The 25,866-nt window shown below is 61.9% G+C and carries 22 protein-coding genes, 2 tRNA genes, 1 pseudogene and 2 riboswitches; of the genes and pseudogenes, 13 read left to right on the top strand and 12 right to left on the bottom strand.

Features of this window, described 5'->3' with window-relative positions; all coding sequences use genetic code 11:
* The first annotated feature begins 9 nt into the window (after positions 1-9).
* Positions 10-2,130, top strand: coding sequence for a DUF262 domain-containing protein (locus tag C8K14_RS17260; RefSeq protein ID WP_107717888.1), 2,121 nt, complete (start codon positions 10-12; stop codon positions 2,128-2,130).
* A gap of 133 nt (positions 2,131-2,263) precedes the next feature.
* On the opposite strand, the gene C8K14_RS17255 is transcribed toward C8K14_RS17260, so the two are convergent.
* Entirely contained in the window at positions 2,264-2,974 is a 711-nt protein-coding gene (locus C8K14_RS17255) for a DUF6118 family protein (RefSeq protein WP_107717886.1), read from the bottom strand.
* Positions 2,971-5,949 carry a Ti-type conjugative transfer relaxase TraA gene (gene traA / locus C8K14_RS17250; RefSeq protein ID WP_107717884.1) on the bottom strand — a complete coding sequence of 993 codons (2,979 nt, stop codon included), beginning with the start codon at positions 5,947-5,949 and terminating at the stop codon, positions 2,971-2,973. Before traA ends, C8K14_RS17255 begins: the two co-directional genes overlap by 4 nt.
* Before the next feature lie 182 nt (positions 5,950-6,131).
* On the opposite strand from traA, the gene C8K14_RS17245 reads away from it, so the two are divergent.
* The 5 genes from C8K14_RS17245 (at position 6,132) to C8K14_RS22465 (ending at position 9,454) form a co-directional block, all read left to right on the top strand.
* The gene (locus C8K14_RS17245; protein WP_107717881.1) at positions 6,132-6,464 is read left to right on the top strand and encodes a conjugal transfer protein TraD; all 333 of its coding nucleotides are present in this window, start codon (positions 6,132-6,134) and stop codon (positions 6,462-6,464) included.
* Positions 6,465-6,480: 16 nt separating this feature from the next.
* Positions 6,481-6,696 (top strand): conjugal transfer protein TraD, encoded by a 216-nt coding sequence (locus C8K14_RS17240; protein WP_107717879.1) that lies wholly within the window; start codon positions 6,481-6,483, stop codon positions 6,694-6,696.
* Between the two features lie 76 nt (positions 6,697-6,772).
* On the top strand, positions 6,773-6,940 hold the full coding sequence (locus tag C8K14_RS22920) for a DUF6771 family protein (protein WP_166643368.1): 168 nt from the start codon (positions 6,773-6,775) through the stop codon (positions 6,938-6,940).
* Between the two features lie 79 nt (positions 6,941-7,019).
* Positions 7,020-7,661, top strand: coding sequence for a GNAT family N-acetyltransferase (locus C8K14_RS17235; RefSeq protein ID WP_233251127.1), 642 nt, complete (start codon positions 7,020-7,022; stop codon positions 7,659-7,661).
* A gap of 242 nt (positions 7,662-7,903) precedes the next feature.
* On the top strand, positions 7,904-9,454 hold the full coding sequence (locus C8K14_RS22465; protein WP_133726866.1) for a P-loop ATPase, Sll1717 family: 1,551 nt from the start codon (positions 7,904-7,906) through the stop codon (positions 9,452-9,454).
* Between the two features lie 303 nt (positions 9,455-9,757).
* On the opposite strand, the gene C8K14_RS17230 is transcribed toward C8K14_RS22465, so the two are convergent.
* The 3 genes from C8K14_RS17230 to C8K14_RS17220 are packed head-to-tail and all read right to left on the bottom strand — an operon-like array spanning position 9,758 to position 11,916.
* Positions 9,758-10,687, bottom strand: a complete 930-nt coding sequence (locus C8K14_RS17230) for a nucleotidyltransferase and HEPN domain-containing protein (RefSeq protein WP_107717877.1) — start codon at positions 10,685-10,687, stop codon at positions 9,758-9,760.
* A 60-nt stretch (positions 10,688-10,747) separates the two neighbouring features.
* Positions 10,748-11,023 (bottom strand): sigma factor-like helix-turn-helix DNA-binding protein, encoded by a 276-nt coding sequence (locus tag C8K14_RS17225; protein WP_107717876.1) that lies wholly within the window; start codon positions 11,021-11,023, stop codon positions 10,748-10,750.
* Positions 11,020-11,916 (bottom strand): ArdC family protein, encoded by an 897-nt coding sequence (locus tag C8K14_RS17220; RefSeq protein WP_166643367.1) that lies wholly within the window; start codon positions 11,914-11,916, stop codon positions 11,020-11,022. The genes C8K14_RS17225 and C8K14_RS17220 overlap by 4 nt, the downstream gene beginning before the upstream one ends.
* 573 nt (positions 11,917-12,489) lie before the next feature.
* On the opposite strand from C8K14_RS17220, the gene C8K14_RS17215 reads away from it, so the two are divergent.
* Positions 12,490-12,699, top strand: a complete 210-nt coding sequence (locus C8K14_RS17215; RefSeq protein WP_107717875.1) for an AlpA family transcriptional regulator — start codon at positions 12,490-12,492, stop codon at positions 12,697-12,699.
* A gap of 83 nt (positions 12,700-12,782) precedes the next feature.
* Here the strand turns inward: C8K14_RS17215 and bla are convergent, their stop codons facing one another.
* Positions 12,783-13,556, bottom strand: a complete 774-nt coding sequence (bla, locus tag C8K14_RS17210; protein WP_199223769.1) for a class A beta-lactamase — start codon at positions 13,554-13,556, stop codon at positions 12,783-12,785.
* 165 nt (positions 13,557-13,721) lie between these two features.
* Positions 13,722-14,717 carry an alpha/beta hydrolase gene (locus C8K14_RS17205; protein WP_199223768.1) on the bottom strand — a complete coding sequence of 332 codons (996 nt, stop codon included), beginning with the start codon at positions 14,715-14,717 and terminating at the stop codon, positions 13,722-13,724.
* Between the two features lie 140 nt (positions 14,718-14,857).
* Here C8K14_RS17205 and C8K14_RS17200 point away from each other — a divergent pair, with 140 nt between their 5' ends.
* Positions 14,858-15,769 carry a LysR family transcriptional regulator gene (locus tag C8K14_RS17200; protein ID WP_304593356.1) on the top strand — a complete coding sequence of 304 codons (912 nt, stop codon included), beginning with the start codon at positions 14,858-14,860 and terminating at the stop codon, positions 15,767-15,769.
* Between the two features lie 318 nt (positions 15,770-16,087).
* Here C8K14_RS17200 and C8K14_RS22460 read toward each other — a convergent pair whose 3' ends face one another.
* The 4 genes from C8K14_RS22460 to C8K14_RS17185 form a co-directional block, all read right to left on the bottom strand.
* The gene (locus tag C8K14_RS22460) at positions 16,088-16,966 is read right to left on the bottom strand and encodes a hypothetical protein (RefSeq protein WP_133726865.1); all 879 of its coding nucleotides are present in this window, start codon (positions 16,964-16,966) and stop codon (positions 16,088-16,090) included.
* Entirely contained in the window at positions 16,963-18,249 is a 1,287-nt protein-coding gene (locus C8K14_RS17195) for an AAA family ATPase (RefSeq protein WP_107717871.1), read from the bottom strand. Before C8K14_RS17195 ends, C8K14_RS22460 begins: the two co-directional genes overlap by 4 nt.
* Before the next feature lie 358 nt (positions 18,250-18,607).
* The gene (locus C8K14_RS17190) at positions 18,608-19,804 is read right to left on the bottom strand and encodes a site-specific integrase (RefSeq protein WP_107717869.1); all 1,197 of its coding nucleotides are present in this window, start codon (positions 19,802-19,804) and stop codon (positions 18,608-18,610) included.
* 164 nt (positions 19,805-19,968) lie between these two features.
* Positions 19,969-20,044: transfer RNA gene (locus C8K14_RS17185), tRNA-Thr, on the bottom strand.
* Between the two features lie 187 nt (positions 20,045-20,231).
* On the opposite strand from C8K14_RS17185, the gene C8K14_RS17180 reads away from it, so the two are divergent.
* From C8K14_RS17180 to C8K14_RS17170, 3 genes and pseudogenes are all read left to right on the top strand, one after another.
* Positions 20,232-20,480 carry a YdcH family protein gene (locus tag C8K14_RS17180; protein WP_107717959.1) on the top strand — a complete coding sequence of 83 codons (249 nt, stop codon included), beginning with the start codon at positions 20,232-20,234 and terminating at the stop codon, positions 20,478-20,480.
* Between the two features lie 128 nt (positions 20,481-20,608).
* Positions 20,609-20,685 (top strand) — tRNA-Met (locus C8K14_RS17175).
* 140 nt (positions 20,686-20,825) lie between these two features.
* Positions 20,826-21,704 (top strand): annotated as a pseudogene (locus C8K14_RS17170) (oxygenase MpaB family protein).
* A gap of 10 nt (positions 21,705-21,714) precedes the next feature.
* Here C8K14_RS17170 and C8K14_RS17165 read toward each other — a convergent pair.
* Complete coding sequence (locus C8K14_RS17165) at positions 21,715-22,713, bottom strand: hypothetical protein (RefSeq protein WP_107717868.1); 999 nt, start codon at positions 22,711-22,713, stop codon at positions 21,715-21,717.
* Between the two features lie 158 nt (positions 22,714-22,871).
* A riboswitch (cobalamin riboswitch) is annotated at positions 22,872-23,114 on the top strand.
* Between the two features lie 190 nt (positions 23,115-23,304).
* Between C8K14_RS17165 and C8K14_RS17160 the strand changes: the two genes are divergently transcribed.
* Together C8K14_RS17160 and cobW are read left to right on the top strand one after the other, a co-directional pair.
* The gene (locus C8K14_RS17160; RefSeq protein WP_369974063.1) at positions 23,305-24,327 is read left to right on the top strand and encodes a HoxN/HupN/NixA family nickel/cobalt transporter; all 1,023 of its coding nucleotides are present in this window, start codon (positions 23,305-23,307) and stop codon (positions 24,325-24,327) included.
* 71 nt (positions 24,328-24,398) lie between these two features.
* Positions 24,399-24,620: riboswitch (cobalamin riboswitch) on the top strand.
* 193 nt (positions 24,621-24,813) lie between these two features.
* Positions 24,814-25,851 carry a cobalamin biosynthesis protein CobW gene (cobW, locus tag C8K14_RS17155; RefSeq protein ID WP_107717866.1) on the top strand — a complete coding sequence of 346 codons (1,038 nt, stop codon included), beginning with the start codon at positions 24,814-24,816 and terminating at the stop codon, positions 25,849-25,851.
* The last annotated feature ends 15 nt before the right edge of the window (positions 25,852-25,866 follow it).

The raw sequence follows: 25,866 nt of genomic DNA, 5'->3' as shown, positions 1-25,866 counted from the left end.
CACGCCCAGATGAAGCCCTATACCCGCTCGATCATCGGCCTGTTCGACGGCAAGCGCCGCTACCTGATCCCGCTGTATCAGCGGCAATATTCCTGGCGCGACGACCCGCAGCTTGGTCTGCTGTGGGAAGACATCGAACGCGCCGTTGCCCGGATCGAGACCGATCGCTCCAGCTTGATCCCGCACTTCATGGGCGCGATCGTGATCAACCAGGTCAAGACCTATGGGGCGCAGGTGCAGGCGTTCGAGGTCATCGACGGCCAACAGCGGCTCACCACCTTCCAGCTCCTGCTGGCCGCCTTGCGCGATGTCGCGGCAGAGCATGGATCGCCCTACGCGCAGGAAATCGCCAAGTATCTGCTCAACGACGGGGTGATGGAGCGCCCGGACGAGGAGCGCTACAAGCTCTGGCCCTCGATCACCGACCGCCGTGCCTTCGTCCACCTGATCGACCCGGCCGCCGATCTGTCCGGCATCGCCGGCCTTGCCGAAGGGGACGAACTGGTGGGCAAGCTGGCCACGGCGGCGCATGGCTCGTTCCGCAACCGCATCATCCGGCACCTCACCGTTAACGGTGCCTTTGACGAAACCCGCTTGCAGGTTCTGTTCGAGGCGCTGAAGGATGGGCTGGCCGTCGTATCCATCGAGCTGGAGGGTGGGGACGATCCGCAGACCATCTTCGAAACGCTCAACAGCCGCGGTGTGCCGCTGTCGCCTGCCGACCTGCTGCGCAATTTCATCTTCCAGCGCGCCAAGGGCCTGGGCCAAAGCGCCGGCTCGCTCACCATCGACAAGCTCTATGAAAAGCACTGGCTGCCGCTTGATCGCGCGTTCTGGACGCAGCAGGCCTCGCGCGGGCGGCAGACCCGCACCCGGCTGGACTGGATGCTGACCGACCACCTCGCCATGCATGTGGGGGATATTGTTTCGATCGAGGGGCTGTTTGCCGATTACCGCAAGTGGATCCTCAATCGCTCGCCCTTCGCGACGGTGGCAGAGGAACTCGAGTCGATTTCGGCGACTGCGGCCGTCGAGCATCGGCTGTTTGCACCACGCGATGGCGATCCGGTCGGGCGGTTTGGCCAGATGGCGGATGCCTTCGATGTTTCCACCGCGATGCCGCTGGCCATCTATCTGGCGACGGAGCCAAGCGTTGCCGCGCGGCTGGCCGAGGCTTTCGCCGTGCTGGAAAGCTATATCCTGCGGCGCGACATTTGCGGCCTGACGACGAAGAATTACAACCGGTTCTTCGTGGGACTGGTGACGCGGCTGCGCGATTGCGAGGGTGACAAGGTTGACGAACTGATCGCCTACTTGTCGAGCCGGACGGCAGACCTGGATCGTTGGCCGGACGATGCCGAATGGCGGCACAGCTGGATCATGCGTGAACAATACAAGTCTGCGCGGCAGCCCCGGCTGCGGTACATTTTCGAAGCTATTGAGCGGGCCAAGCGGACATCGCTGAACGAAGATATCGTGATCCGGTCGGCGCTGACCATCGAGCATATCATGCCGCAAAAATGGCAGGCATCGTGGCCGATTCCGGAAATGATCGGGTTGACCGAAGACCAATATGGCCCCGAACTTGTCAGCCAGATCCGCGCCCGCGAGACTGCCGTGAACGCCATCGGCAACCTCACTTTGCTGACCCAGGCCCTGAACGCGACGATCTCGAATGGCCCGCTCTTGGACAAGCTGGCGGCGATCAAGGCGAATACTGCCTTGGCATTGAACCGGGAAATCATGGCCTATGAAACGTGGAGCGAGGCTTCCATCGAAGAGCGCGGCGCGGCGTTATTCGGTGTGGCAGCGAAGCTGTGGACTGCCCCGCAGCGCGCCGAAATTCCGGGGTTGGGCGAGGGCGCAAGCTGGACCGTTCTCCCAACGCCATTCCCCACCAACGGTACGCAGTGCCGCTTCACTTACATGGGGAAGGACTACATAGGTATGGTTGTGGATGGCGCGCTGGTGATCGACGGCGTCGATGGACAATACTATTCGTTCTCAGCCGCCTCCAGGGCTGTCACCTCGACGCATAGAAATGGTTGGAATGACTGGTACATTGGCATTTCAGACGGCAGCTGGATGCCTGCCGCTGAATGGAGGCTCTTGCCAAGCGCCGTTGGATAAATTCACGTTGCCTGTCGTAGATTTACGGCCCCGGAATTGGGATCGCTGACGTTTCTGAATTCTGTGGGTCGGCTCGAGGGATTTTCCAGCCTCACTTATTTCGAGACTAAACCAAGCTAAAGGCGGCAGTGGTTTAAGAGTCACTCACCGTGATTGAGCAGCTCACGCCCTTTCCGACCTTCGCCGCACGCCGCTGGCAGTCCTCCAACGCCTTGGCATTGCTCGCCCAAACGCTGGCAGCTTCCCGCAACGCCCGCCACCTCTGCGGATCGGACACCTGCAGCATCCGCTCCCCAGCCGCCCAGCCATCGCGCTGGAGCAGGCTGGCGGCACGCTCCTCCGGCCAATGCCAGCCTTCTGGCACCGCCCGGTCAACGAAGTCCGGAACAATCCAACCCAGCAGGAAGCCCGTCATCACGCCGATGGCCGCTGCGACACCCAGCCAGCGCAGTTGCTGAAGCCCCCTCAGGATGGATTGCACGATGTCGTTGATCGTGAGGACGGTGCGATCCAGATCAATCCGCGCGGCGCCGAAGTGCTGTCGTTCAACTTCACTGGCCCTGGCCGTGGCATGATAGATCTGGCCGGCAATGCTCTCAGGCGTCAGCTGCAGCGCGGGACTGCTGGCCAGCGTCTCGAGCGCGGCCGCCGCGTCGTCCTGGCAGGCATGGATGCGGGCCAGATCCTCGGTGTAATCGCGGCTGTGCAGTTCCTGCTGCCGGGCGGCAAAGCCTTCGACAGCCGCAACAAGGGCAGCAAGCTTGTGGGTCATCGCCTCGAACGCCACTTCCGGACGGTCGAGGTCGGCCTGGGCGTTCGCGCGGCTGGCGGAATTGTTGGTCACAGCCCCATCCCCCGGTCCCGCCCGCGCTCGAGCGAGTGGGTCAGTTGCTGGGCGATCGACCTGGTCCTCGCCGCTTCGCTGATGTCATGGCCACTGACGCCCGGCAACCATTCCCGCGACCATTGCTTGCCGATCAGCTGGTTACCACGCTTGCTGAGTGCACTGCCCAGTTCGTGGTCCTTCTCCAGGCCCTTGGCCATGGCGCGCATCTGGCTTTCCACCTGCTCGCGCGCCTCGCGGTTGTTGGGGCCGGTGAGACGGCCACGCTGGTCCTGAAGCTGCTGCCAGGACTGAACGAAGTGCTCGGCGCGCAATTCGGGATTGGCGCGAAGCTTGGCTTCGAGCTTCATGGCGCCGATGGCATTGGCGGTGCGGCCGATGGAGGCCTCAACCATGAGGCTCGGATTGCGCTGGAAGGCGGTGTCGAGATCGCGCGCGCTGCCGCCGGGTAGGGCATCGAGCGCCTGGGCGGCGCGGGCCTGCGCGGTCTTCTGGTATTCGAGCGCGGGGAGCTGCTGTCTGGTCATGCGGTCGATCTCCGCCGTGGCGCGGGCATAGCGCTCGACCGCCTGCTCGAGGCTGGGCCTGGTCTGGATCTGCTGGGCGGCTGCCAGGGCCGGTTTCGTTGGATCGCGCTGTGCCTGCTGATCCTGGGCAAGCGGCCTGGCAAAGCTGGGCACGCTGAGCCGCAGCCCGGCAAAGCGACCCTTGCGTTCGGTTTGCTCTGCGTTGGCTGGTGGCTGTAGCGCCGGCTCGGCTTTGCGTTCTCGCTGTTCGTGCTCCTGTTCGGCATAATCCCGCGCCATGTCCTTGGACCGGTCGCGCGACAGCAGCGCGGCCAGCCGCTCGCGGTCGGCAAAGTCAGCCTTGGCGGAATGCAACTCGACATGATCGCGATGTCGCGAGAGCGCGACATAGGCGCCATGGCGATCGAGCCCTGGCGTGGCCAGGACATGCACCCGGTCAAGCGTCGCCCCTTGCGCCTTGTGCACCGTGGCCGCGTAGCCATGGGTGAGGTCGGCATAGTCCTTGTGGTCGAACGCCACGGCGCGGCCATCGTCGAGCCGCACCGCCATGCCGGTGCGATCAACCCGCTCGATGGTGCCCAACATGCCATTCTTCACACCCAGTTCGCGTTCGTTGCGCAGGAACATGATGCGGTCCTGCTCGGCAAACAAGCGCATGCCGCGGGTGGTCTCGACCGCCACATCGGCACCCAGCGTGCCATGATCGCGCAGGCGATCCCGGGCCTGCGCATTCAGTTCATCGCATTCTGCATTGGTATGGGTGAGAATAAGCCGGCTGGCCTCGGGATGGGCCTGCCGATCGGCATCCCAGCGCCCGATCAGCGCATCGCGCGCCGATTCGCGGGTACGTGATTCGACCACCATCCCGGCGGCATGATAGGCTTTGATGGCTTCGCCCGTCCGGCCGGTGGCCAGCTGCCGCGTGGCCTCGCGCTGCCACTCCTCGGCCTGCCGGCGCACTTCGGTGATCTCTACAGCGCCATGCCGCTCGGCCATGCTGCGGAAGGCCGCGCCGGCTTCAATCGCCTGGAGCTGCTGCGGATCGCCAACCAGCACGACCTTGGCGCCTTGCTTCTCTGCCTCGCTGACCACGCGTTCCATCTGGCGCGTGCCGATCATCCCGGCTTCGTCGATCACCAGGATGGAATTGGGCCTCAGGGTCTCGCGTCCCTGCGCCCACTGGTGCTCGAGACTGGCAATGGTGCGCGAGGCAATGCCCGAACCGTTTTCCAGATTCTCGGCGGCAATACCGGACAGCGCAATGCCACGCACATCGTAGCCGGCTTTCTCCCAGGCCTCGCGCGCCACACCGAGCATCGCGCTCTTGCCGGTGCCGGCATAGCCGATCACGCTGGCAATACCGCTACCGCCGGTGACATGCGCGAGCGCATGGCGCTGCTCGACCGACAGCACCAGGCCGCGCGTTTCAGCGCGATCCAGCGCGGCATTCAGATGACGCGCCGGCACGCCATGGTAGCGTTCTGCGTCGAGCCTCGCCGTGGCCATCTCCAGCCGCTGTTCGGTCTCGAGCATGGCGCGCGAGGTAAAGCGCTCTTCGCCGCGCCCGTCAGGTCCCAGTCGGACCAGATCGGGCGAGCCCCGCACCGCCGCCAGCACGGCGTCGAACTGATCTTTCCCTTCGCTGTGCCGGTGCACGAACGTGGCAAGGTCGCGCGACGTGAAAGTCGCCTGTTGGTGGGTGATGGCATCAAGCGCGATGCCGGGGTTTTCGAGGATCTTCTCGCCATTGCTCCGGGCGATGGCAAAATGCTCTTCCAGCCGTTCGCGCACCAGGCCTTCCTGCGCCATGCGCGCGGCGGCCGGGCCGATCTTGTTCTGCGGCTCGAGATCGATGCCCTGCGCCTCCAGGCTGCGGTGATCGATCCGTGCGTCGATATCGAGCTGGGCCAGCCGACCATTGACGTGCTCGGCCCAGGCTTCGCGCCAGCGGGTCAAGAGCTCCGTCCTGTTCCACTCGCGCACCTTGGCGCCGAAGCCGTTCTCGCCAATTTCGCGCATCCCCAACATCACATGGGCATGCGGTTTGGCGAGGCCGTCTGGTCCGACATCCCAGTGCACATTGAGATCGGCCACCATGCCCCGGTCGACGAACTCCTTCTGCACAAAGTCCCGCGCCAATTGGATGCCATCGGCCTGGTTCATCTCGCGAGGAATGGCGAACTCGATCTCGCGGGCGAGCTGCGCGTCCTTGCGCACTTCGACCGCTTCGACATCGTTCCACAGCTTCGCCCGGTCGCGCCATTCTTCCGGCGCGCCCTCGGGCAGCATGACTTCGCTGTGCACGACGCCGGTCTTGTTGGAGAAATCGTGGTGCCGGTCGAGCTGCTCATCATAGAGTCGATCGGCCGAGCGATAGGCCGCCGCGGCCACGGCGCTCGAGCCGCCACCGCGCGAAACAACTTTGGCCGAGAAGTGGTAGATCGCCATGGCGACACACCAGATACGCCTAAAAGCGCACGTCAGCACGACGTATAAGCGCGCCCTCAAAAGATTTCATCATTCTCGGGACGGCGGAATCCCATGAGGTTTCAGGGAATTGGCATTGATCGTCAAGGCCGATAACTGGGAGGCCTCGCGGCACAACAGACCGCCGTCACGGAACCAACACCATGCGCAAGCCCCGCAACTATGACGAGGACCTCAAGGCTCTCACCGCCAAGGCCAGGCAACTCAAGGCACGCAAGCAGAGCCAGCTTGGCGAACTGGTTGAAGCGACTGGCGCCGATGCAATGCCCATTGAGGAGCTGGCCGGCGCGTTGCTGTCGATTGCCAGCATCACCGATCCACAACGACGGGAGGCATGGCGCAAACGCGGCGCCGCGTTCTTTTCTGGCGAGCGGGTCGAACGCGCGCCTGGCACAGGCACTGGCAACAACGCGCAACCAGCAGCGCCGCACGATCAGCGCCCACCATCGCCTGGCCCTGCAACAGGCGCGGCATGACACGAGGGCCTGGCAGGTGAAGCGGCGCGAGCGGACGCGACAATTGATCGAGCTGGGCGGGCTGATTGCCAAAGCGGGCCTCGTCGAACTGACCGATGATGATCGCGCCGTGATCCTCGGGCTGCTGGTCGAGGCAGCGGCGAAGCTGAGCACCGACGAGACCGGCAACCAACTCACGCTGTGGAGGCGACGGGGACAGCGGGCATTTGCCGATGCCGACGACAAAGACTGAGCAGCGGGCAACACGCGTTCCACAACCCGTCGCCAGCGCATTGCCCCGCGCCAGCCGCGTCGCCATAGGGACATGCATGGACGACAAGACCAAGACCCGCATTCTCGGCGTCATCGAACGCGCACCGCAGTGGCTTCGCAACGATCTGGCCGCCAAGGATCCGGCGGCCCGTGCCCGCGCAGAAGAGGCGTTAGCAGCAATGCTCGTCGATGCACTTGATGAGGTCAACAAGGCAGCCGATTGACGCCCAGCGACAATACCAAGCGGACTGGCTGACCTCCACGGCATGGCTATCCCGAAAGGCACAATTCGACGTGCGAGGCATGATGAACAGCGAAGACCTTGATCCGCACCTGCTGCATGCTTGGCTCGCCGCGCGATCGCTGGCGCGTGGGTTGCCCATGCCAGTGCCAGATCATGGCGGCCTCCGCGTCGATACCGGATCGGAAGCTGAGACTGTTCGCTGGGTGTTTCCGTGCATCAGTGATGGGCTCAAGGAGCTTGCCCGCACGATCCATCAGCCGCGCCAGTTCCTGAAGGTCTGTGAACCATCGGAGGCCTTGCGTGCCGCACTGCCAGCACACTGGGCCATTCATGCGCCCAGCCACGTGATGCGTGCGAATGGCATAATCCCGCGCCGACAACTCGCGGACGGATACGCTATCGCGGTCGAGCAGTCTGGCCCCGTGACGTCGGTCCGCATTGTCACAGCCACCGGCATCTTGGCCGCCAGCGGCTACGGTACCGAGACCGATGGCGTGTTCGTCTACGACCGAATTGTGACCGAGGCAGAGCACCGCCGCAAAGGCTTGGGTCATGTCCTCATGCAGACCCTGCACGAGGCTAGAAGCGATCCCCACAGTGTCGAATTGCTGGTCGCCACTGACGACGGTCGGGCACTCTACGAAACGCTGGGATGGGGGAAGATCGCGTCCTACGCCAGCGCTTCGATTGTAATAACGTGAGCCGCTCTGCCGAGGGGCAGCTGGCGACCAACTCAAGCCGTTCCGGTGCGGGCGCCGCAATGACGGCTTGCGCTGAAACCGGTCCTTCGTAAGTTTGACAGCTGCCGTTCGGTGACGCGCCCAATCTTGCCATTCAATCGCAAATTTCCTGCTCACGAAAGCCGACAATATTTCTTACTGGAGCGCGCCGGTCGAGCAGTGTAAGCGGTAGGCGACGTAGCAGTGGGTGGCGCAAAGGCATTATGACGGACAATCTCACGAAGCTGAAAGAGTGGTTTCGGGCCGGTACGGCAGAGGGTGAGAAGGCGTTATTGGAACGGTGCTTCGTCTACGTCGATGAGTTTTCAGATGCGATAGCTCCGCCGGCGGGAAACCCCCACCTATTGGTTGGACCAAAGGGGAGCGGGAAGAGCGCCATTCTCGACTTTACTCTGCGTATTTCGCAGCAGCAAAAAATACCGGCGATTCTACTTACACCCGTCGATTTCGACACAACAGGCTTGCCGAGTGGCGCATCAACAGGCGACTTGGTACGAATTTTCCAAAGCATCCTCGTCAGTGCGATCGCCACAAAACTTGCCGAGGATGGAACGGGTTGGTTCGACGGAGATCAGGCTGACCTCTATCGAGAAGCAGTGAACGTTGGCGCCCGCTCGCCGGATTTTTTTGGAAGGATGGGCAAATTCATCGCATCCGCTGCCAAGCCGCTCATCAAGATCGACCTTAATGCAGCTTTTCCGCACCTCACCTCGCAGACGCGCTCAGAGCTTGAACAAGCTGTTGGACGGGTCCTAGGCACAAAGTCTTTCTATCTTTTGCTAGATGACACTGATCAGATAGGGAGCCCCGATCAGCCGACCCATTTAAACCGAATCTGGGCTCTGATCCTTGCAGTTAGGCGACTTGCGACATCAATCCCAGAACTGAAGGCAATCGTTAGCCTCCGCACTGAAATTTGGGAAAGACTCAAGGTTGATGACGCAGGTCAGCGTGATCAGACAGATCACTTCAAACAGCTCATTGTTAGATTGAAGTCCCAACGAAAGGACGTGGAAGCGATCGTTTCTCGTCGCGTCAGCCTTGCCGCCATTGGATCAAACATGCACAGCGACCCTTACGAAGTTTTTTTTGAAGGTCGGTCGGCGCGTGCACCTTATAGTGAAGAATGGCGCTCGTGGCCAGATTTGATAGCAGTTCGTTCACGAGAGCGGCCACGCGACGCCATTCAGTTGGTAAGCGAGTGCATCGACAAAGCCAAACGAGAAGGCAAGGCGCTCATTGACGAGCAGGTTTTTCAGTCTGTCATGCCCGCATTTTCTGAGTCTGTGGCGCAAGAGTTCGCCAAGGAAGTCAAGCGCGAGTGCCCTCAAGCGTTGGAGATTGTGCGTTCATTCGCTTCAGTAGAGTACGACTCAGGCGGCTTCACGATGTCATCTCAGCTAGCGCTTAATCATCTAAAATCTATTCTTACAAGATTTAGCGTAAGCCTCTATGGCATTAGTCTAAGTCAGCAAAAGGAGGCAGATGTCTTTGAGCTCTGGCGATTCTTTTACCTTAATGGCGTTTTGAATGCTCGTGCTAGTGACGGTATAAATGAAAAATATCGCCATTTGGACCCATATGATGACCCAATGTTCGTCGTTAAGCCGCGATGGAATGACCTTCAGAAGGTGCTATGGGAGGTTAACACCGTGTATCGGGACTTTCTGATAAGCGTGCAGGCTGAAAACCAGAAGTTGACGGGCCTTGCTGTCAAGCGACGTTCAGTAAAAACTCGCAAGCGACCGGCATGATAATGTTGACGATGTGAACTCTAATAACGAGCGGTTTCAGTAAAACAACATGATGGAACGCTCGTGGTTGATAAAATGCATCATACGAATAGCAACTATACTCACATTTTGGATAAGAATCTGACATTCGTCTACCCGCCAGTCGCGAGCAGTCCGAGAATCGAATAACAGTGCTTCAGGAATGGCAGGTCTTTGATTAGGACCTGCCGTTCCCGGCGGGCTCGCGAACGGCCGTTTTGTCCCAGACCCGGACCACAAGGGCTAAAGCCGTTAGGCCATGGAGATCGACACGCCGGTTATTCCTCACCCCGCTTGTCGCGCTGTCGCTTCCAGCTGGGCGATGCGCTCGGAACAGATGGCATGAACGACGCAGCCGAGTTCCTCGACCTGCTCGCCCAGCCAGGCCAGTTCCTCTTCGGTGATCCGGTAGTGCTTGGAATAGCGCGCCTTGACGTAGGCTTCCTTCAACTTCTCGAACATCGCCCGCTGCTTGCGGTTGTCGCTGGGCCAGACGTGGACGAGACGAACGTCCAGCCGTTCGGCCTGGGTACGCAAAAACGCCAGATTGTGGACGTGTGGCGTGTAGAAGGTCACGACCAGCAGCACGCAATGGTAGAGGAATTCCGTAGCTTGATGCATGTCGAATGCAGACTCTTTCAGCCTGCCCTGCGACAACGTGTATTTGGCGGTGTCTAACCTGCCAGCCGCGCTAGGAAACCACTCCTCAAAATACTCCTTCGCCATGGCCAGCGCCGCATGCGGCGTCTTGGGCTTGGGCTGGTGCAGTTCGGTGTCGTCGCTCTGGTAAAGCGCGATGCCATCGCGTGCCACGTCCATGAAGAAATAGCGCCCATGAGCCAGCCCGTCGTTCACCTCCTGCAGGGTGTGGACGATGAAATTGACAGGCGTCTTGATCGTGCCGGCAATGCCGTACTCGCGCATCAACCGGTCATCGACCTTGGCCCAGTACTTCACCCGGTCGGTCAGGCGGTTGTCGTTGACGATGATCAGCAGGTCATAGTCCGACTGGTAGCCCTTGGCGGTGTGGGGCTCATCAACCCAGCCGCCGCGCGCATAGCTGCCATAGAGAATGACCTTGAGAATGCGGCCCTTCTTCTTCCACTCGTGCGAGGCCAGGGCCAGCGCGTCCTCGAATTCCTCGAAGACGATCTGCACCACGCGCTCCAGCTCGCGCTGCTTGTTAGCGGGAAGATGGTCGAGATCGCTGCGCATGACATCGGCACCCTGTCGCGATGGCCGCCCGATGGCAAGTCATCGGGCGGCCTGAATTTTTCACCACGGCCACCAGCGCTGCCACCAGTGCCCATAGACCGCGCGGGTCAGCGTGGAGAGGGCCTTGGCCAGCTCGGCCTGCACCGCCTCGACACTGATGCCGTAGCGCTGGGCCAGCTCGGCATAGCTGGCGCCCTCAAAGCGCACGGCTGCGAAGATCGCCCGCTGCCGCTTGGTCATCCGGCGCAGACCACGCTGGCCACGCCGCCAGAACGCGCGTGGCGACAGGGTCGGTAGAACGGGCGAGCCCCATTCGGGCGGGAGAGGCCGGTTCATGGCCGGTCCTCCCCACAGGCCAGGAGGAAGCCGGCCGCCTTGCTGGCCGCACTGGCGGCGCGGAAAATCGCCTTCTCATCGGCGCACAGCACTTCGAGCCAGGCCCCGATGTAGTCGGAATGCCGCACGGTCGGAACAATGCCCAGCGCGGCACAAGCAAAGGCACTGGCCATTTCCGCGACAAGTTCCTCTTTTGCATAGGACGCAGAGCCGAACTCTCCGGTCTGGTCACGATCCAGCCGGCTCTTGTGGCCGGTAGCATGGCCCAGTTCGTGCAGGGCCGTGCGAAACCAGTTGATCGGCTCGAGGAAGGCAGCCTGGGGCGGCACCTGCACCACGTCATGGGTGGGCGAATAGAACGCTTCCCCGCCGCCGATGCGGAAGGTCACCCCGCTGTTCTGGATCACGCGATCAGCGCCGGCAATCGCCAGCTCGGGCGCGATCGGCGCCACCGGGGCAATCATGTCCTCGGGCAAGCCCTCGCACTGGTCGAGGTTGAACACGGTAAAGCGCTTGAGAAAGGCCACTGTGCGCGCTTCGCGGTCTTCGTCCCTGGCCTTGGCGGCTTCCGCGCGCGGGGTGAAGCGATCGGCACAGCAGACCACCGTGCCCTTCTCGCCGCGCCTGACATGGCCCCCGGCGGCCTCGGCCTGGCGATAGGTCAGCCAGCGCTGCGAGGAAAAGCCCTGCTCGATCGCAGCGGTCCAGAGAATCAGAACATTGATCCCGGAATAGGTCCGGCCCGAACCGGCATTGTGGGGCAGCGTGCAAGGACAGCGGCTGGCGTCCCACGGCTGCACCCAGGGCAGGCGCCCGGCTTCGAGTTCGGCAATGATGCGGTAGGTCACCTCGGAATAGAGGGACTGGCGTTCGCTCGTGTTCACGGTGCTCATGATCTTCAAGCTCCTTAAACCGCCATGGCCCGGCGCCGGGGTGGCGGGGGGCGGCAGGAGCGGACCAAGAGCCCCGCTGTCAGCGGCGGGGTGCACCGCAGGGCGCAACAACGTGGAGCACCCGGACCCGCGCAGCGGGCCGGGTTGCACCCCGTCGCGGCGGGGCTACAGGGCCGTGACGCCCCCCGTCACCCTGGAGCCGAGGCAAACGCCGCCGCGCACCCAAAGCGCGGCGACAATCGGAGGGGAGCCACAGGCGGACCGACAGGACCGGCCAGCGAGGCCGGGCCAGGTGTCAGCGATCGCACCGGCACTGCCGACGAGACGGCGCAGCCGGCTCGGCTGGAGCGCAGCGGAAGGAGAGCGCGGTCAGACCGAGACGGCCTGAGACACAATCTGCACGACCCTCAAAATTTCTTTTCGTACCTTGGCGTTCAATCGGCGGTGCTGGCGTGATCAGGCGTAGATTCAGTGCTTTGGCACCGTTTTTGGCACTCTTGACGCCGACCACAGACCGGCAAATCTCACAGCGAAGGAGCAAGGAAACCAACCACAGCACAGAAAGACCAAGCCATGACCGACCAGCCCCCGGACCGCATCCTGCGTCTCAATGCCGTGCTCGATCGCACCGGCCTGACCCGCGCTACTCTCTATCGCAAAATCCAGGCGGGGACGTTTCCCAAGCAGGTCCGCATCGCCATGCGCTGCACCGGCTGGCGGGAATCCGCTATCCGTGAATGGATGCGCAACCCGATGTTCTACGAGGTCGACGAAGCGCGATAGGAGCGCGCCCTGTTGCGGACTTCGCTAGCGAGACACGCGCAGGTATTCTGTCTGAGCGCGGCCTCACCGAGTGCCGCGCGATGTCAGACCAGTGTGGATGCGACAAGTCTGCCGATGCCGGCAAAGGCCTTGTCGAACTGCGCCTCGGTGGGTCTTCCTCCACGGGTATAAACCGCGATGACGATCGGCAATTCAGGATGGGGCCAAGCGACGGCAATGTCGCCAGCCATATCCTGGCCACTGTGCCCAGTCTTGTTGGCGATCCGCCAGCTTTGGGGCAGCCCGCCGCGCAATCGGGGGTTGGTCTGATTGCCGATCAGCCAGCGCGTGAGCAACCCCTTCGATCGGGCTGCCAGCACATCGCCCAAGACCACCTTCTGGAGCGTGCTGGCCATCGCCGCCGGCGTTGTCGAGTCATCAGGCCCGCCTGACGGCACTCGGTCGAGCGCTGGCTCGAAATGGTCGACCCGCGTCCTCGTATCGCCAATGGAGCGCAGGAACGCTGTCAGCGCAGCGGGGCCACCTGACCGCGCCATCAGCATGTTGGCACACACCCCATCACTGATTTCCACAGCGGCCTTGCACATCGCTGCGACTGTCATCGCGCCCTTGGCGAGGTTTTCCTTTGCGATGGGCCCCCACAACCCGAGCGTATCCTGCGCGGTATAGGGCACGAGAGCGTCCAACTTCTCTTCGCCGCGGTCGACCCGAGCCAGCACGAACGCCGCAAGCGATGCCTTGTAGGAACTGCACATGATAAAGCGCTCGTCCGCACGCCATGTAAGTGTCTGGCCGGTCGTGACGTTCAAGGCATGGACGCCGATCCGCCCTCCGGTCGTGCGTTCATACTCGGCCATTGGATCGGCGCTGGCGCACCGGGCGAGAGCGGGCCAGCACGGCAGCGCCGGCATGCCCAAGGCAATGGATCGTCTTGTAAAGTTCATGGTCGAAAGCCTTTGTCCATGGCGAGGCGGGCAGGGTGCCAGCGCCGTGCCGCGAAGGCGCTGGTCGTGGAGCCGGAGCTAAAGCATGTTGATTTGCCTGAGCCACAGCTCGACCAGTTCCGGCCACTTGCCGACCGGGTCATTCGGATGGCGGAGAGCAAAAGCATGTCCCCCACGCGCGAACAGGTGCAATTCGGTGGGGACACCGGCCTTATTGAGTGCGGACGCATACATCAGGCTGTTGCAGACGGGATCGATCTCGTCGTCCCAGGCCTGGACGATGAATTGCGGGGGCGCGGCTTTGGACACGGGCAGCTTTGGATCAAACGCTCCGTGATCTCTGCAAATATGCCCTGGATAGAGCGCGATAGCGAAGTCCGGTCGGCTGCTGATCCTGTCGATGGCATCGATCGGGCGGTAGGTCGGCGCAAGGATGTTGCTGGTTTGCGCAACCAGATAGCCGCCCGCAGACATGCCCAGCACGCCGATGTGGTGGGGATCGATACCCAGTTCCGTGGCTTTTGAGCGCACCAGGCGGATAGTGCGCTGGGCGTCCTGCAAGGCGCGGGGAATTTTCGGCGTGATCTGGCGGTCTTTCTCCGCATCGTAGAAGTCGTTTCCACCGGGCGCGCGGTATTTGGAGACGATGCAAGTAACGCCCTTGGCCGTCAGCCAATCGCATAACTCCGTGCCCTCCATGCCGACGAAGACTTTCTGGAAGCCACCCCCCGGAAAGACAATGACCGCCGTCTTGGTCCTCGGCTTCTTGGGCGAGATGATGGTCATCGTCGGAACTGCGATGTTCATTACGACCTGTGACTTACCACCAGTTGCCGCAGCGTCGTGGTACGTCCTGACGGTTTCGGCGGGCTGGGGCCGGAAAGTTCCGTCAGGAACGGCGCCCGGCCAGATGTTGATTTGCTGCGATCCTGCCGGAGCCTGCCAGATTTCGACCTTGTCGATGGCGCCATCGGGGGGCGAAGTCTGCTTGCCTTGCTGCGCGATAGCCGAACTTGCGCAAATACAGACGGCACCTGCCAGCGCCAAAAGCCGTACGATGTTCAATCGGCTCATGCCCGTCTCCGTCAACACCCTGAACGACAGCGGCTCGGCAGGCGCGCGACGGTGCATAAAATCTCATGGCGAAACGCTGCCGGTCCGCGATAAAGGAAATGATATTGGCAGGATGCTTGACTAGCAAAGGATCATAAATCGTGTCGGACAAGAGAATTTCTCATGGCGGCGCCTGGCCAGTGTCTCTCAACGGCCTGCGCGCGTTCGAGAGCGCCGCGCGGCACTTGTCGTTCACCAGCGCGGCCAACGAGCTCGGCGTGACGCAAAGTGCAGTCAGTCATCAGGTGAAGGCTCTGGAGGACCGGTTGGGCGTCAAGCTGTTTCGCCGCACGTCGCGCGGGCTTGCCGTCACGGATGAGGGATTGGCGCTCTTCCCCACGCTGAATGCGGCTTTCGAGCAAGTGACAGGGTTGATCGATCGCTTCGATCGCGGGGTGCGCCAGGAGGTGTTGACCGTCAGTGCCGTTGGCACCTTCGCGCTGGGCTGGCTGCTGCCACGCATGGAGCGCTTCAGACAACTGCATCCGTTTGTCGACTTGCGACTGCTGACCAACAACAACCGGGTCGATGTTGCAGGAGAAAGCCTCGACTGCGCGATCTGCTTTGGTGACGGTGCGTGGCGGGGCCTCGAAGCGACGCATCTGATGCAGGCGTCCCTGTCCCCGCTCTGTTCGCCGGCGGTCGCCGAGCATCTTCACGCGCCGGCCGATCTCAGGGATACGACGCTCCTGCGCTCCTATCGCGGTCAGGACTGGCTAACCTGGCTTGCCGCCGCAGGTCTACCTGACCAGCGCCTGTCCGGCCCGGTGTTCGACTCCTCGGCCCTCATGGCACAGGCCGCGATGCGCGGGTTCGGGGTCGCCATTCTACCGCTGGAAATGTTCGAGGCCGAACTGCAGGGTGGATGGCTAATCCAGCCGTTTACGCTGGCCGTTTCGACCGGCTCTTACTGGCTCGCACGATTACGTAGTCGGGAACCGACAGCAGCGTTGATCTCCTTCCGCGATTGGTTGGTGGGGGAGACGGCCGAGTATTGCGATCCATCAAGATAAATCAAGCAGGATGGTTTCTTCCACACTACCCGATCAGACGTGGCGTGCTGAACTGCCACGCGACTGCTACTGCGACCAAGATGGGAAAATTCAATAGGTTGCGCGGGAACCTTTTAGCCTTCACCATCGACAGATAGCTCAGGCCGCACCCTTTTACATTCAAAAGCCAAGGCGGAGTTTTGGGACTTATTGGTCGCTCCCGCGAGGCGTGTTCAGTGGCAAGTTCTTCGCCAAAACCCGACACATTGCGTTCGCTCGATCGGCCTCGCATGGCAGCATCGTCCGGATGGTCGATCAGAAAGTGATTGGCCATTCCCGTTATGTAAAAGCGTGAACTTGGCTACCGATATGCTGTTGAAATCTCGGTAGGCGTCCGGCATCCAACGCCCGGAAAGTCTCACTAATCGCAAGTCGCATAAAGAGCTCATATTCAATTCTAACTTGGACAAATTGTGCGATTACACGAACAAACGTTTGATAAATTGCGCGACTGACTAGCTTGCCGAAGCAGGTTGAAAGTGCCTCACCAGATGAGACAGTCAGAACCTTTCGAGGCTTTCGATTGTAACCCGCTTCTACAAGTCTCGCAGTCAAAGCCAGCACCCTGAGCGAGGGTGGATCGGACATGTCTATCGACGACAGTGGTTTTTGGCGATCAAACAGTGCACCGCAACCACGTTTGCATAAACTAGCGTCGATTTCTGTCCAACGCCGCAAATCGGCTTCAAGCCGTGCAAACCGCGCGCGAAGTTGACTGGCGATGGCCGTACCGTCGGGCCCTGTTCCGACCAAAGTGAAGGCGAGCGCTTCGACTACTTCAATCGCAACCACGTCACTTTCCCAACTATACCCCATACTCCACGCTACGCGAGCCCCTTGTGGGGCCACACCTAGAGCGCGGTCATAGTCAGAATCGCGGCAAATAGTGACTGTATTGATCCCGAGTCTCTCTACATCTTGGCAAATCAAATTGATAGTCGATTTGCTTCCAATAGATTTAAAGTGAGCACTCTTATCTAAATTTATAATGCCAAATAGGGAGCTCCAGTATAATGTATCGAGAGTACTCTGACCAATCTCTAGCTTCACGGCATCTGAGTAAGAGCGCGAGGCTCCGCCTTCGCAGAATACTACAAGGTCAACGCCAAAAAATCGGTGAATTCCGTACAGGGCACTGGCCGTTCGGGTAAATGTCATTTCACCAACGACTCCATGTCAATCGCCTTGTCGATCAACGGCCCGACAATATCAGGAGAATGAGTCGCAGAGACAATTTGAGCGTTAGGATTGAGCGCTCGCAAGCTACTTACGAGACGTTCCTGCCACAATACGTGGAGAGATAGTTCGGGCTCGTCAGCGATAAAAATCGCTGGCATTTCCCTTTGCAACAAAGCTTCGCTCATAAGGATGAGCAATTGTTTTTCGCCGCTCGAAAGCATTTGCGGCGTCAACGACGTACCACTGCGTGAGGTAAAGATCATTTCATTGCTCTCAGAAAACGACATGCGTTTTCTCTGAAATAGATCGTCCGCTATGGATTGGAATCTGTCGCGCTGCTTGAAAATTTCTTTAAGCTGTGCCTGCAAATTCTCCCACTTTCTAACTACCTCTTCAATCCGATATAGGCCGATACGAAATATTATTTCATCAAAATCCAAGCCGCTACGGGGATCTTTCGCCAACTTCGCCTTGTTTTCGACTGCTCGTTCGGCAAAGCCTGCCAACAGCCTCCCTGTCTCTCCCTGCACATGCAATTCTTTGAATATATTTTGCAAAGCTTCGCTATACTGCGGAACAAGCTCCAATCTACTCGCATCGAACGGATCAATGTCGCTCCTGTGTTCGATCAAAGAAACGAAAATATACTCTTGAAAAACTCTTATTTTGTCATCTTTTTGCTTAGAAAGGGTTGCAAAATACCGAACTAGGTCGTTGGAAAGTGCTTCAATTTTCTGGTCAATGCTCGACTCGAAGGTGCGATCATCCCTAGGCCGGTCCTGCGGCGACATTCTATGAATAGAAAGCCAGTTCACTTTTACCAAATCTTGCAATACTGGCAGAAGTCCAGTTTTAAACCTGTGATAGTATTCAAAATAATGAGGGTCACGATGCAAGCGCCGTAACATCATTTGCTCTTCTGTATCATCAAGAGAAAAGCGGACTTCTTTTTGATTTCCCCCACCAGGAACGATATGATAGTCGATTAGTTCGAACGGACTACCCTTTTTCACAGACCTTGTGACTGTTATAGACGGTTTATCGTCCTTTTGCTTCGGAAGAAGCGAAATCGATATCTTTTTAAAGGGCATCCTGTCCAGTGTTCTGAAGTCTGCAGTAAGCGCGGCGGCGAGCAGATTTATAAAGGTCGTCTTCCCAGTGCCATTCTGCCCGATGAAGAAGGTAACCTCCGGGTCCAGCGGAACATCGAAATCGTACGTGCCCCAGAACCCCTCAATTGCCACACTCTTGATCAGATACATACGGATGGCCCTACCTCGCAACGCAACGCGGAATTCGCTGGGTACGGGCTGCGTGTCAAGGGCTAGCGATTTCTTTCGGGCGTTCCCCTGAACAAGCCTGTAGCCGCATTGCCTGTGACACCCACGCTGAGAGTTCTGGGACCAGTATATAGAGATAGATTCTGGCGGCTGCTATCGGGCAGCGGTTGCAGGCCAGAGAACGACCCGAGTTGGGGCGCTTTGCCGACCGTCAGCTTCAGGGCGCCCCATCGACAGCTTTTGTCCGTAGCAGGCGTTCGCATTGGCTGATGTGAACGACGTAAGTTGGTCGACTTGTTCCGGTAAGCCGGGCAGCCTTTAACCGGCTGCCCGGCCGCGCTTACGCTGCGGATAGCTTCAGGCCGTCCAGGTAATCGCTCCACCACTGCGCCATCTTCACGCGTTCGTCCCAGTGTTGCCCTCTGGCGTAAGTGCCGCGCACAGCGTTGGAATGCCCATGAGCCAAGGCCCGCTCGATCGCGTCGAAATGCCACAACCCACTTTCGTTGAGTAGCGTGCTGGCTGTAGCCCGCCAACCGTGGGCCGTAACGGTATCCTGATCGAAGCCCATGCGGCGAAACGCCAGGTTGATTGCGTTCTCACAGATCGGCACAGTAAACTTGCGCTGGCCGGGGAACATGTAGGGCAATTGTCCGGTGCGCTCCTGCAGGGTACCCAGCATTTCCAACGACTGGCGCGAAAGTGGCACGGAGTGCGGCCGGCGAAGCTTGGTGCGCTCGGCTGGTACGCGCCAGACGGCACCCTCCCAGTCGATCTCATCCCATTTGCCAAAGCGCAATTCCCCCGGCCGCAGGAAGACATGCGGCAGAATCTGCATGGCCAGTTTGACCACTTCGGTGCCGGTAAACTCATCGATGGCACGCAGTAGCACGCCGAGCTTGCGCGGCTCGAGGACGGCAGCACGGTGCTTGACGAGGGGGGCGGCAAGAGCGTCGTCGAGTAAGGCGGCGGGATCGTTCTTGCACAGCCCAAGCACGGCGCCATGGCGGAATACGCGACTGGCGAAGGCGCGGGTACGACGAGCGGTCTCGCGCTTGCCTTCACTTTCCACCTTGCGCAGGACGTTCAGCAAGTCCGGCGGCGTGATGTCGGCGATCGGTAGGTGCCCGACAGTATGGGCGAGGTGGGAGAGGAACCAGTGTGCCTTCGTGATGGTCGCGGGCGCCTTGCCGCTGCGTTCCAGCCGCACGCTGATGAAATCCTCGGCCACGGCGCGGAACGTGTTGCTGGCGTGCAGGCGGGCCTCAATCTTCTTCTTGCGGCGCTCGACGGCCGGATCGCCGCCATCGCGAATCAAATCGCGCGCCTTGTCGCGCAGCGCGCGAGCCTCTTTCAGGCCGACGTCCGGCCATTGGCCCAGCGACAGGCGCTTCTCGACGCCGTGAAGGCGATATTTGAAGTACCAGATCTTCGCGCCGGAGGGTCGAACCTCAAGATAGAGGCCTTTTTCGTCGGGCTTGCGGTAGGGGGAGTTTGAAGCCGAAAACCCGTTTATTTGCAGAGCTTTAAGCGACATTTGGGGGCAACGCCTTTTGCTAGGCTCCCGTTTCCCCCAGAAATGCCCCCACTTGGGGTGAAAAGTGGTGAGAAATCCTGGGACAAAGCGAGAACATCCGGAAGACAAAATCGACCGAAAATCTAGCCAAATCAATGCGTTGAGACGTTTTGGGAAGAAGCCCCTGGTGCCGCTTACAGGACTCGAACCTGTGACCCCCGCATTACGAATGCGATGCTCTACCAACTGAGCTAAAGCGGCCCTGCCGTGTGGGCTGGCGGGCGATTAGCTTTGCACGCACGGGATTGCAATGGGTTTTGCACGCGCTGCCGGGTTTTTGTGGATATCTCTGAACATCCATCGCCAGGGCGGTTTGATGGAGCGCAATGCGCGGCGTGCCCAGGCCGGCATGATCGCCGTGCCACGAACACCTTTGCAGGAGCAAGCGATGACCCACGTGCCCGGTGATCTCAAGGATGCCTTTCCCGACGATGCCGCGCTGTTGCACGCGCTCAAGCTCGGCAATGCGCATGTGCACCGCCTGGTCGAGCAGTATCACACGCTCAACCATGCGGTGCACCGGATCGAGAGCGAGGTTGCGCCCAGCTCCGACCAGCATGTGGAAGCGCTCAAGAAGCAGCGGTTGGCGGTTCTGGACGCGCTGGCCGAACAGCTGGCGCTTGCCAAGGCCGGCTGAGCGCACAACGGCCATGCGCAAGCCTGTGGAGAACATCGGGATCGCCGGAAAAAAGCAGGTTGACGGATCAGCCCGCGCCGCCTAATCGGCCGCCCTACCGCGCGTCGCCAGACGCGGCGCGGACCTGGGGCGGAGTAGCTCAGTCGGTTAGAGCAGCGGAATCATAATCCGCGTGTCGGGGGTTCGAGTCCCTCCTCCGCTACCACTTTTCCTGATATTCAGCAGCGATAATGGCGCTCTTACAGGGGCGCGGTCGCCAGGCGCGCAGTGTTTTGCCCGCATGGCCGTGTCCTTGCATTGGCTTTGCGCTGGCGCTGCACGTGGCCTTGCGGCAAACCCTTGGGCATGACCTCACCCCGTGATCTTGGCCCTGCCGCAACGCTGCGGCGACTGCTTGTCGGGCGGGTGCAGGCGTTGTTCCATGATCGGGCCAAGGGCGAAAGCCCGATCGTGCGTTCGAACGATGCGCTGTTTGCGCCGGATTCGGTGATCTGGCGGGTGCATGGCGATGTCACCACGATGATGATCGGGGGCGTGACCGCGCTGCTGCTGCAAATGCTGCACCCGGCAGCGCTGGCTGGCGTGTGGGACCACAGCACTTTCCGCAACGACATGCTGGGCCGTCTGCGCCGCACCGCGCGGTTTATTGCCGTGACGACTTACGCCGAGCGTGGGCAGGCGGATGCCGCGATCGACAAGGTGCAGGCAGTGCACGAATATGTGCAAGGCACCCTGGCCGACGGCACGCCCTATCGCGCCAGCGACCCCCACCTGCTGGCCTGGGTGCACGTGTGCGAGGCTATCGGTTTTCTCGATGCGTGGATCGCCTATGGCGAGCCCGGCATGTCAACCGCAGATTAGGACACCTATATGCGCGAGGCGGGTGTGGTGGCGCGCCGGCTTGGCGCCGATCCGGTGCCGGAAACGCGCGCGCAGGCCGAGGCACTGATCGCCGCGTTTCGCCCTGAACTGCATGCCGATCAGCGCACACGGCAGGTCGCGCGCATGGTGCTGTCGCAGCCATCGCCGTCGCTGGCCGCCGCTCCGGCCCAGCACCTGCTGTTCCAAGCGGCGGTCGACCTGATGCCGCGCTGGGCGCAGGCGCTGCACGGGCGCCACTTGTCCCTGCCGGCGACGCCGATCGTGCGCGGTGGCGCCATGGCCATGGCGCGCACGTTGCAATGGGCGTTTGCCCCGGCCCGCCGCCTGCCACCGGCAGATTGAGCGGCGCGGTTCAGGGCTGGCCCAGCCGCCATTGCAACAGGCGCACGAACGGCTCTGGCTCATCCAGGCGGAACGCCACGCGTCTGATGCTGCGGCGGCGCAGCAGGCGATGATGATCGATCGGGGCGCGCAAATGCACGATCACGTTTGGCCAGGCCAGCAGCGCCGCATTGAGCGTGGCGGCATCGCGCACTTCGGCGCCGTCGATGGCCATGCTGACGCTCTCGATACGGTTGAGCGGCACTGCCACGTCGAGAAGCAGCCCGGCGCGAATGCGCAAGCTGTCTGCCTCCAGCAGGATCGGGCGAAAGCGGAACGATTTGACCACGCCCACCAGGTAGACCAGCCCCAGGTCGCTCACGACGAACATTGCCAAGGCCGCCAGGCGGCTCCAGTGGCCCAGAAAGACGTGATAGACCGCCACTTCGATGGCCGAGAGCGACAGGAGCGTTATCGCCATCGGCGTAAGGTGCCGGTGATAGGCAAAGGCGCCGGCGCCGGGTGGAACGTCGGCTGGTCCTCCCCAGCGCAACAGGGCCATGTGCAGCACCACCAGTTCCGCGCGGGCCAGGCGCACCAGGGCAGGGGGCAGGAATTGTGCGGCCACGCTTTCCCAGCGCGCGGCCGTGCCGCCCCGGCGCATGATAGCCAACGCCTGCCGACCGGCGAGAGCAAGGTGGGCAAGCAGCGCCAGCGCCATGGCCACCATCGTGCCGGGCATGGCCAGCAAGGCGGCACGCAGGGTCGGCGGCGCGGCCATGCTAACGAGGCAACAGGCGCCTGCCAGCGTCGCGCATACGGTTCGAGCGTCGGGACGGCCGGCGCCATCGCGGATGATACGTGACAACAGCAGGCTATCGGCGGCCAGCCACAGGCAAAGCCACAAGGACAGCGCGGGGTGGCTTTGCGCCACCGGTAGGCGCGCGGCCAGCATGGCGGCAACGATGACGACGGCGGGGGCCAGGTGCGCTGCCCGTCGATGATGCGCGATGCGTGCGGCTGGAATCATCCTGCGCGGCCTCCTGCGACGGCGGTGATGCCGGGCAGAGCCGATCATTGCCCAGCGCGCCGTCGCTCGCAACCACCGAAAACGCAGCGCCACCATCGCGTGGGCGTTGCACCGCCGCTGCCGGCTGGCTATGCCCGGCGGGCCTGGCGGGATTTCCGCTGGGCAAAGATCGCGCCGGTGCCCGGAAGGGCTCAATCGGGAATGCGGTGCGGGGCCATGGCGCCCCAAATCCGCGGCTGTCCCTGCAACTGTAAGCGGCGAGCGCGATGCATACCGCTTTCCCCGATATCGGCGGGGAGGGCAGCCACTGGGCCGGACGCCGAGACGGGCGAGGCCTGGGAAGGCATGCATCAAGCCTTGACCCGCAAGCCAGGAGACCGGCCGGCGCTTGGTCGCTCATGCCTTGGTCCAGGGGATGGCCGCGGCACGGTTCATTCCGTCAGAGCGACGCCGCCTGGCCGGCGTGTGGCTGCGTGGGCGCCTTGTGGCGTGCGCGTGGCGTCACACGTCCGGCTCCGTCGCCATTCTGGCCGGAGTATTCCGCTCGTGCCTGTTTCCTTTCCTTTTCGCCGTCTGCTGGCCCGTTCGGCCGTGCCCTTGCTGCGCCGGCGTATCGCTGCTCTTTTGGCCGCGTTGCTGCTGGCCAATGCCCTGGCCTGGCTGTGGGCGCTGGGCCTGTTCCACGATCAACCGCTGATGCTGGGCACCGCCGTGCTCGCCTGGGGGCTGGGGCTGCGCCACGCGGTCGATGCCGATCACATCGCCGCGATCGACAATGTCACGCGCAAGCTGATGCAGCAGGGGCAGCGGCCGATCGCCGTGGGCCTGTGGTTTGCCCTGGGCCACGCCACGATCATCGCCATCGCTTCGGTCCTGGTGGCGCTGACGGCCACGGCGCTCGCCCGGTTTGGCGCCTTTCGCGAGGTGGGCGGGATGATCGCCACGACGATATCGGCGCTGTTCCTGTTTGCCATTGCCGCCATGAACCTGGTGATCCTGCGTGGGGTGTGGCGCACCTTTGCCCATGTGCGCGCAGGGGGCACCTATGTGGAGGAAGACCTTGACCTGCTGCTGTCGGGCCGGGGCCTGCTATCGCGCCTGTTCCGCCCGATGTTTCGCCTGGTCACGCGATCGTGGCACATGGCGCCGCTTGGCTTTCTGTTCGGGCTGGGTTTCGATACGGCCACGGAAGTCGCGCTGCTCGGCCTGTCCGCCAGCCAGGCGGCGAGCGGCCTGGCGTTGGGCACGATCCTGGTGCTGCCCGCGCTGTTTGCGGTGGGCATGGCGCTGATCGATACGATCGATGGTGTGGTCATGCTTGGCGCTTATGAGTGGGCCTTCGTCAAGCCGATCCGCAAGCTCTATTACAACATCACCATCACGCTGGTTTCGGCCCTGGTGGCGATCGTGATCGGCGGGATCGAGGCGGCCGCACTGATCGGCCAGAAGCTGGGCCTGACCGGTGCGCCATGGCGATTGGCGGCCGATCTTGCCGGCAATTTCAATGGGCTGGGCTTTGCCATCATTGCCCTGTTCGCGTTGTGTTGGATGGCCAGTGCGGCGATCTATCGCTGGCAGCGGCTGGACGAGATCGAGGTGGTTCGCGCAATCTGATGTCATGCCCGGTTGGCTTGGCCGGCGAACTCGGCTAGGAGGGCAGGGCAGGCGCCGGTTTCGGCCGGTGCCGTGCAAAAGATCGTGTCGGTGCCCCGAGAGGGGCTTAATCGGGAATGCGGTGCGGGGCTTCGCCCCAAGTCCGCAGCTGTCCCTGCAACTGTAAGTGGCGAGCGCGATGCACTGGTCCCCGCACGACGGGGATGGCCACTGGGCCCCAAGCGGGCCTGGGAAGGCGTGCATCAAGCCCTGACCCACGAGCCAGGAGACCTGCCGGCGCACTGGTCGCTCTTGCCTTGATCCAGGGGATGGTCCGGGCACGGTAACGCTTCCGTCTGGGCGACGAAAACTTGTGCGGCTGGGGCTGCACGGGTTGCGTTGTGGTGGGCGCTATCGTGCGCCGGCCCGCTGCCGCGCGCCTGGCCGGATCGTTTTCCGGCAAGCCCTGCCGTGTCGCTCGTCTGGCGCCGCGGAAGGGTTTTGTGCATGCCGGATCTGGCAAAAGTGCCCGTCACCATCGTGACCGGTTTTCTGGGCGCGGGAAAGACCACGCTGATCAGCCATTTGATCCGCCACGCCGGCGGGCGCCGCCTGGCCGTGGTGGTCAACGAGTTCGGCACGCTGGGGGTGGATGGCGATATCCTCACGTCTTGCGCCATTCCCGATTGCCCGGCCGAAAACATCGTCGAACTGGCCAATGGCTGCATCTGCTGCACCGTGGCCGATGATTTCATCCCCACGGTCGAACGCCTGCTTGCGCTCGAGCCCCGGCCCGATCACATCCTGATCGAAACCTCGGGGCTGGCGCTGCCGAAACCACTGCTCAAGGCGTTCGACTGGCCGGCGATCCGCAGCCGCATCACGGTCGATGGCGTGCTGGCGCTGGCCGACGCAGAGGCGGTGGCCGCCGGCCGCTTTGCCCCCGATCTGGCCGCGCTCGACGCGCAGCGTGCCGCCGATCCGGGGATCGACCATGAAACCCCATTGGCCGAAGTGTTCGAAGACCAATTGGCGTGTGCCGATCTGGTGCTGTTGACCAAGGGGGATCTGGCCGGCCCGGAGGGCTTGGCCAAGGCGCGGGTGATCATTACTGAGACGGCGCCGCGCGCGGTTCCGGTGATCGACATGGCCGAAGGCGCAGCCGATCCGCGCGTGATCCTGGGGCTGAACGCCGCAGCCGAAGACGATATCGCTGCCCGCCCGTCGCACCACGATGGCGCCGACGATCACGAGCATGACGATTTTGCCAGCACCGTGGTGCCGCTGGGCGAGGTATCCGATCCGGCCGACCTGGCCGTGCGCATCGCCCGCCTGGCCACAGAGCACGGCGTGTTGCGCGTGAAAGGCCATGTCGCCGTGGCGGGCAAGCCGATGCGCCTGCTGGTCCAGGCGGTGGGCGCGCGCGTGCGCCATCAGTATGATCGGCCCTGGCAGGCGGGAGAGCCGCGCACCGGGCAACTGGTGGCGATTGCCGAGCGCGACAGGCTCGACCCCCAAACCATCAAGGCGGTGCTGGCGGCCTGAGCGGCGGCACCCCCC

The organism is Novosphingobium sp. GV079 (assembly GCF_003058045.1).
In the GTDB taxonomy this organism is placed as follows: domain Bacteria; phylum Pseudomonadota; class Alphaproteobacteria; order Sphingomonadales; family Sphingomonadaceae; genus Novosphingobium; species Novosphingobium capsulatum.
Note: the sequence above shows the minus strand (reverse complement) of the source record. Positions and strands in the feature narration are given on the sequence as shown.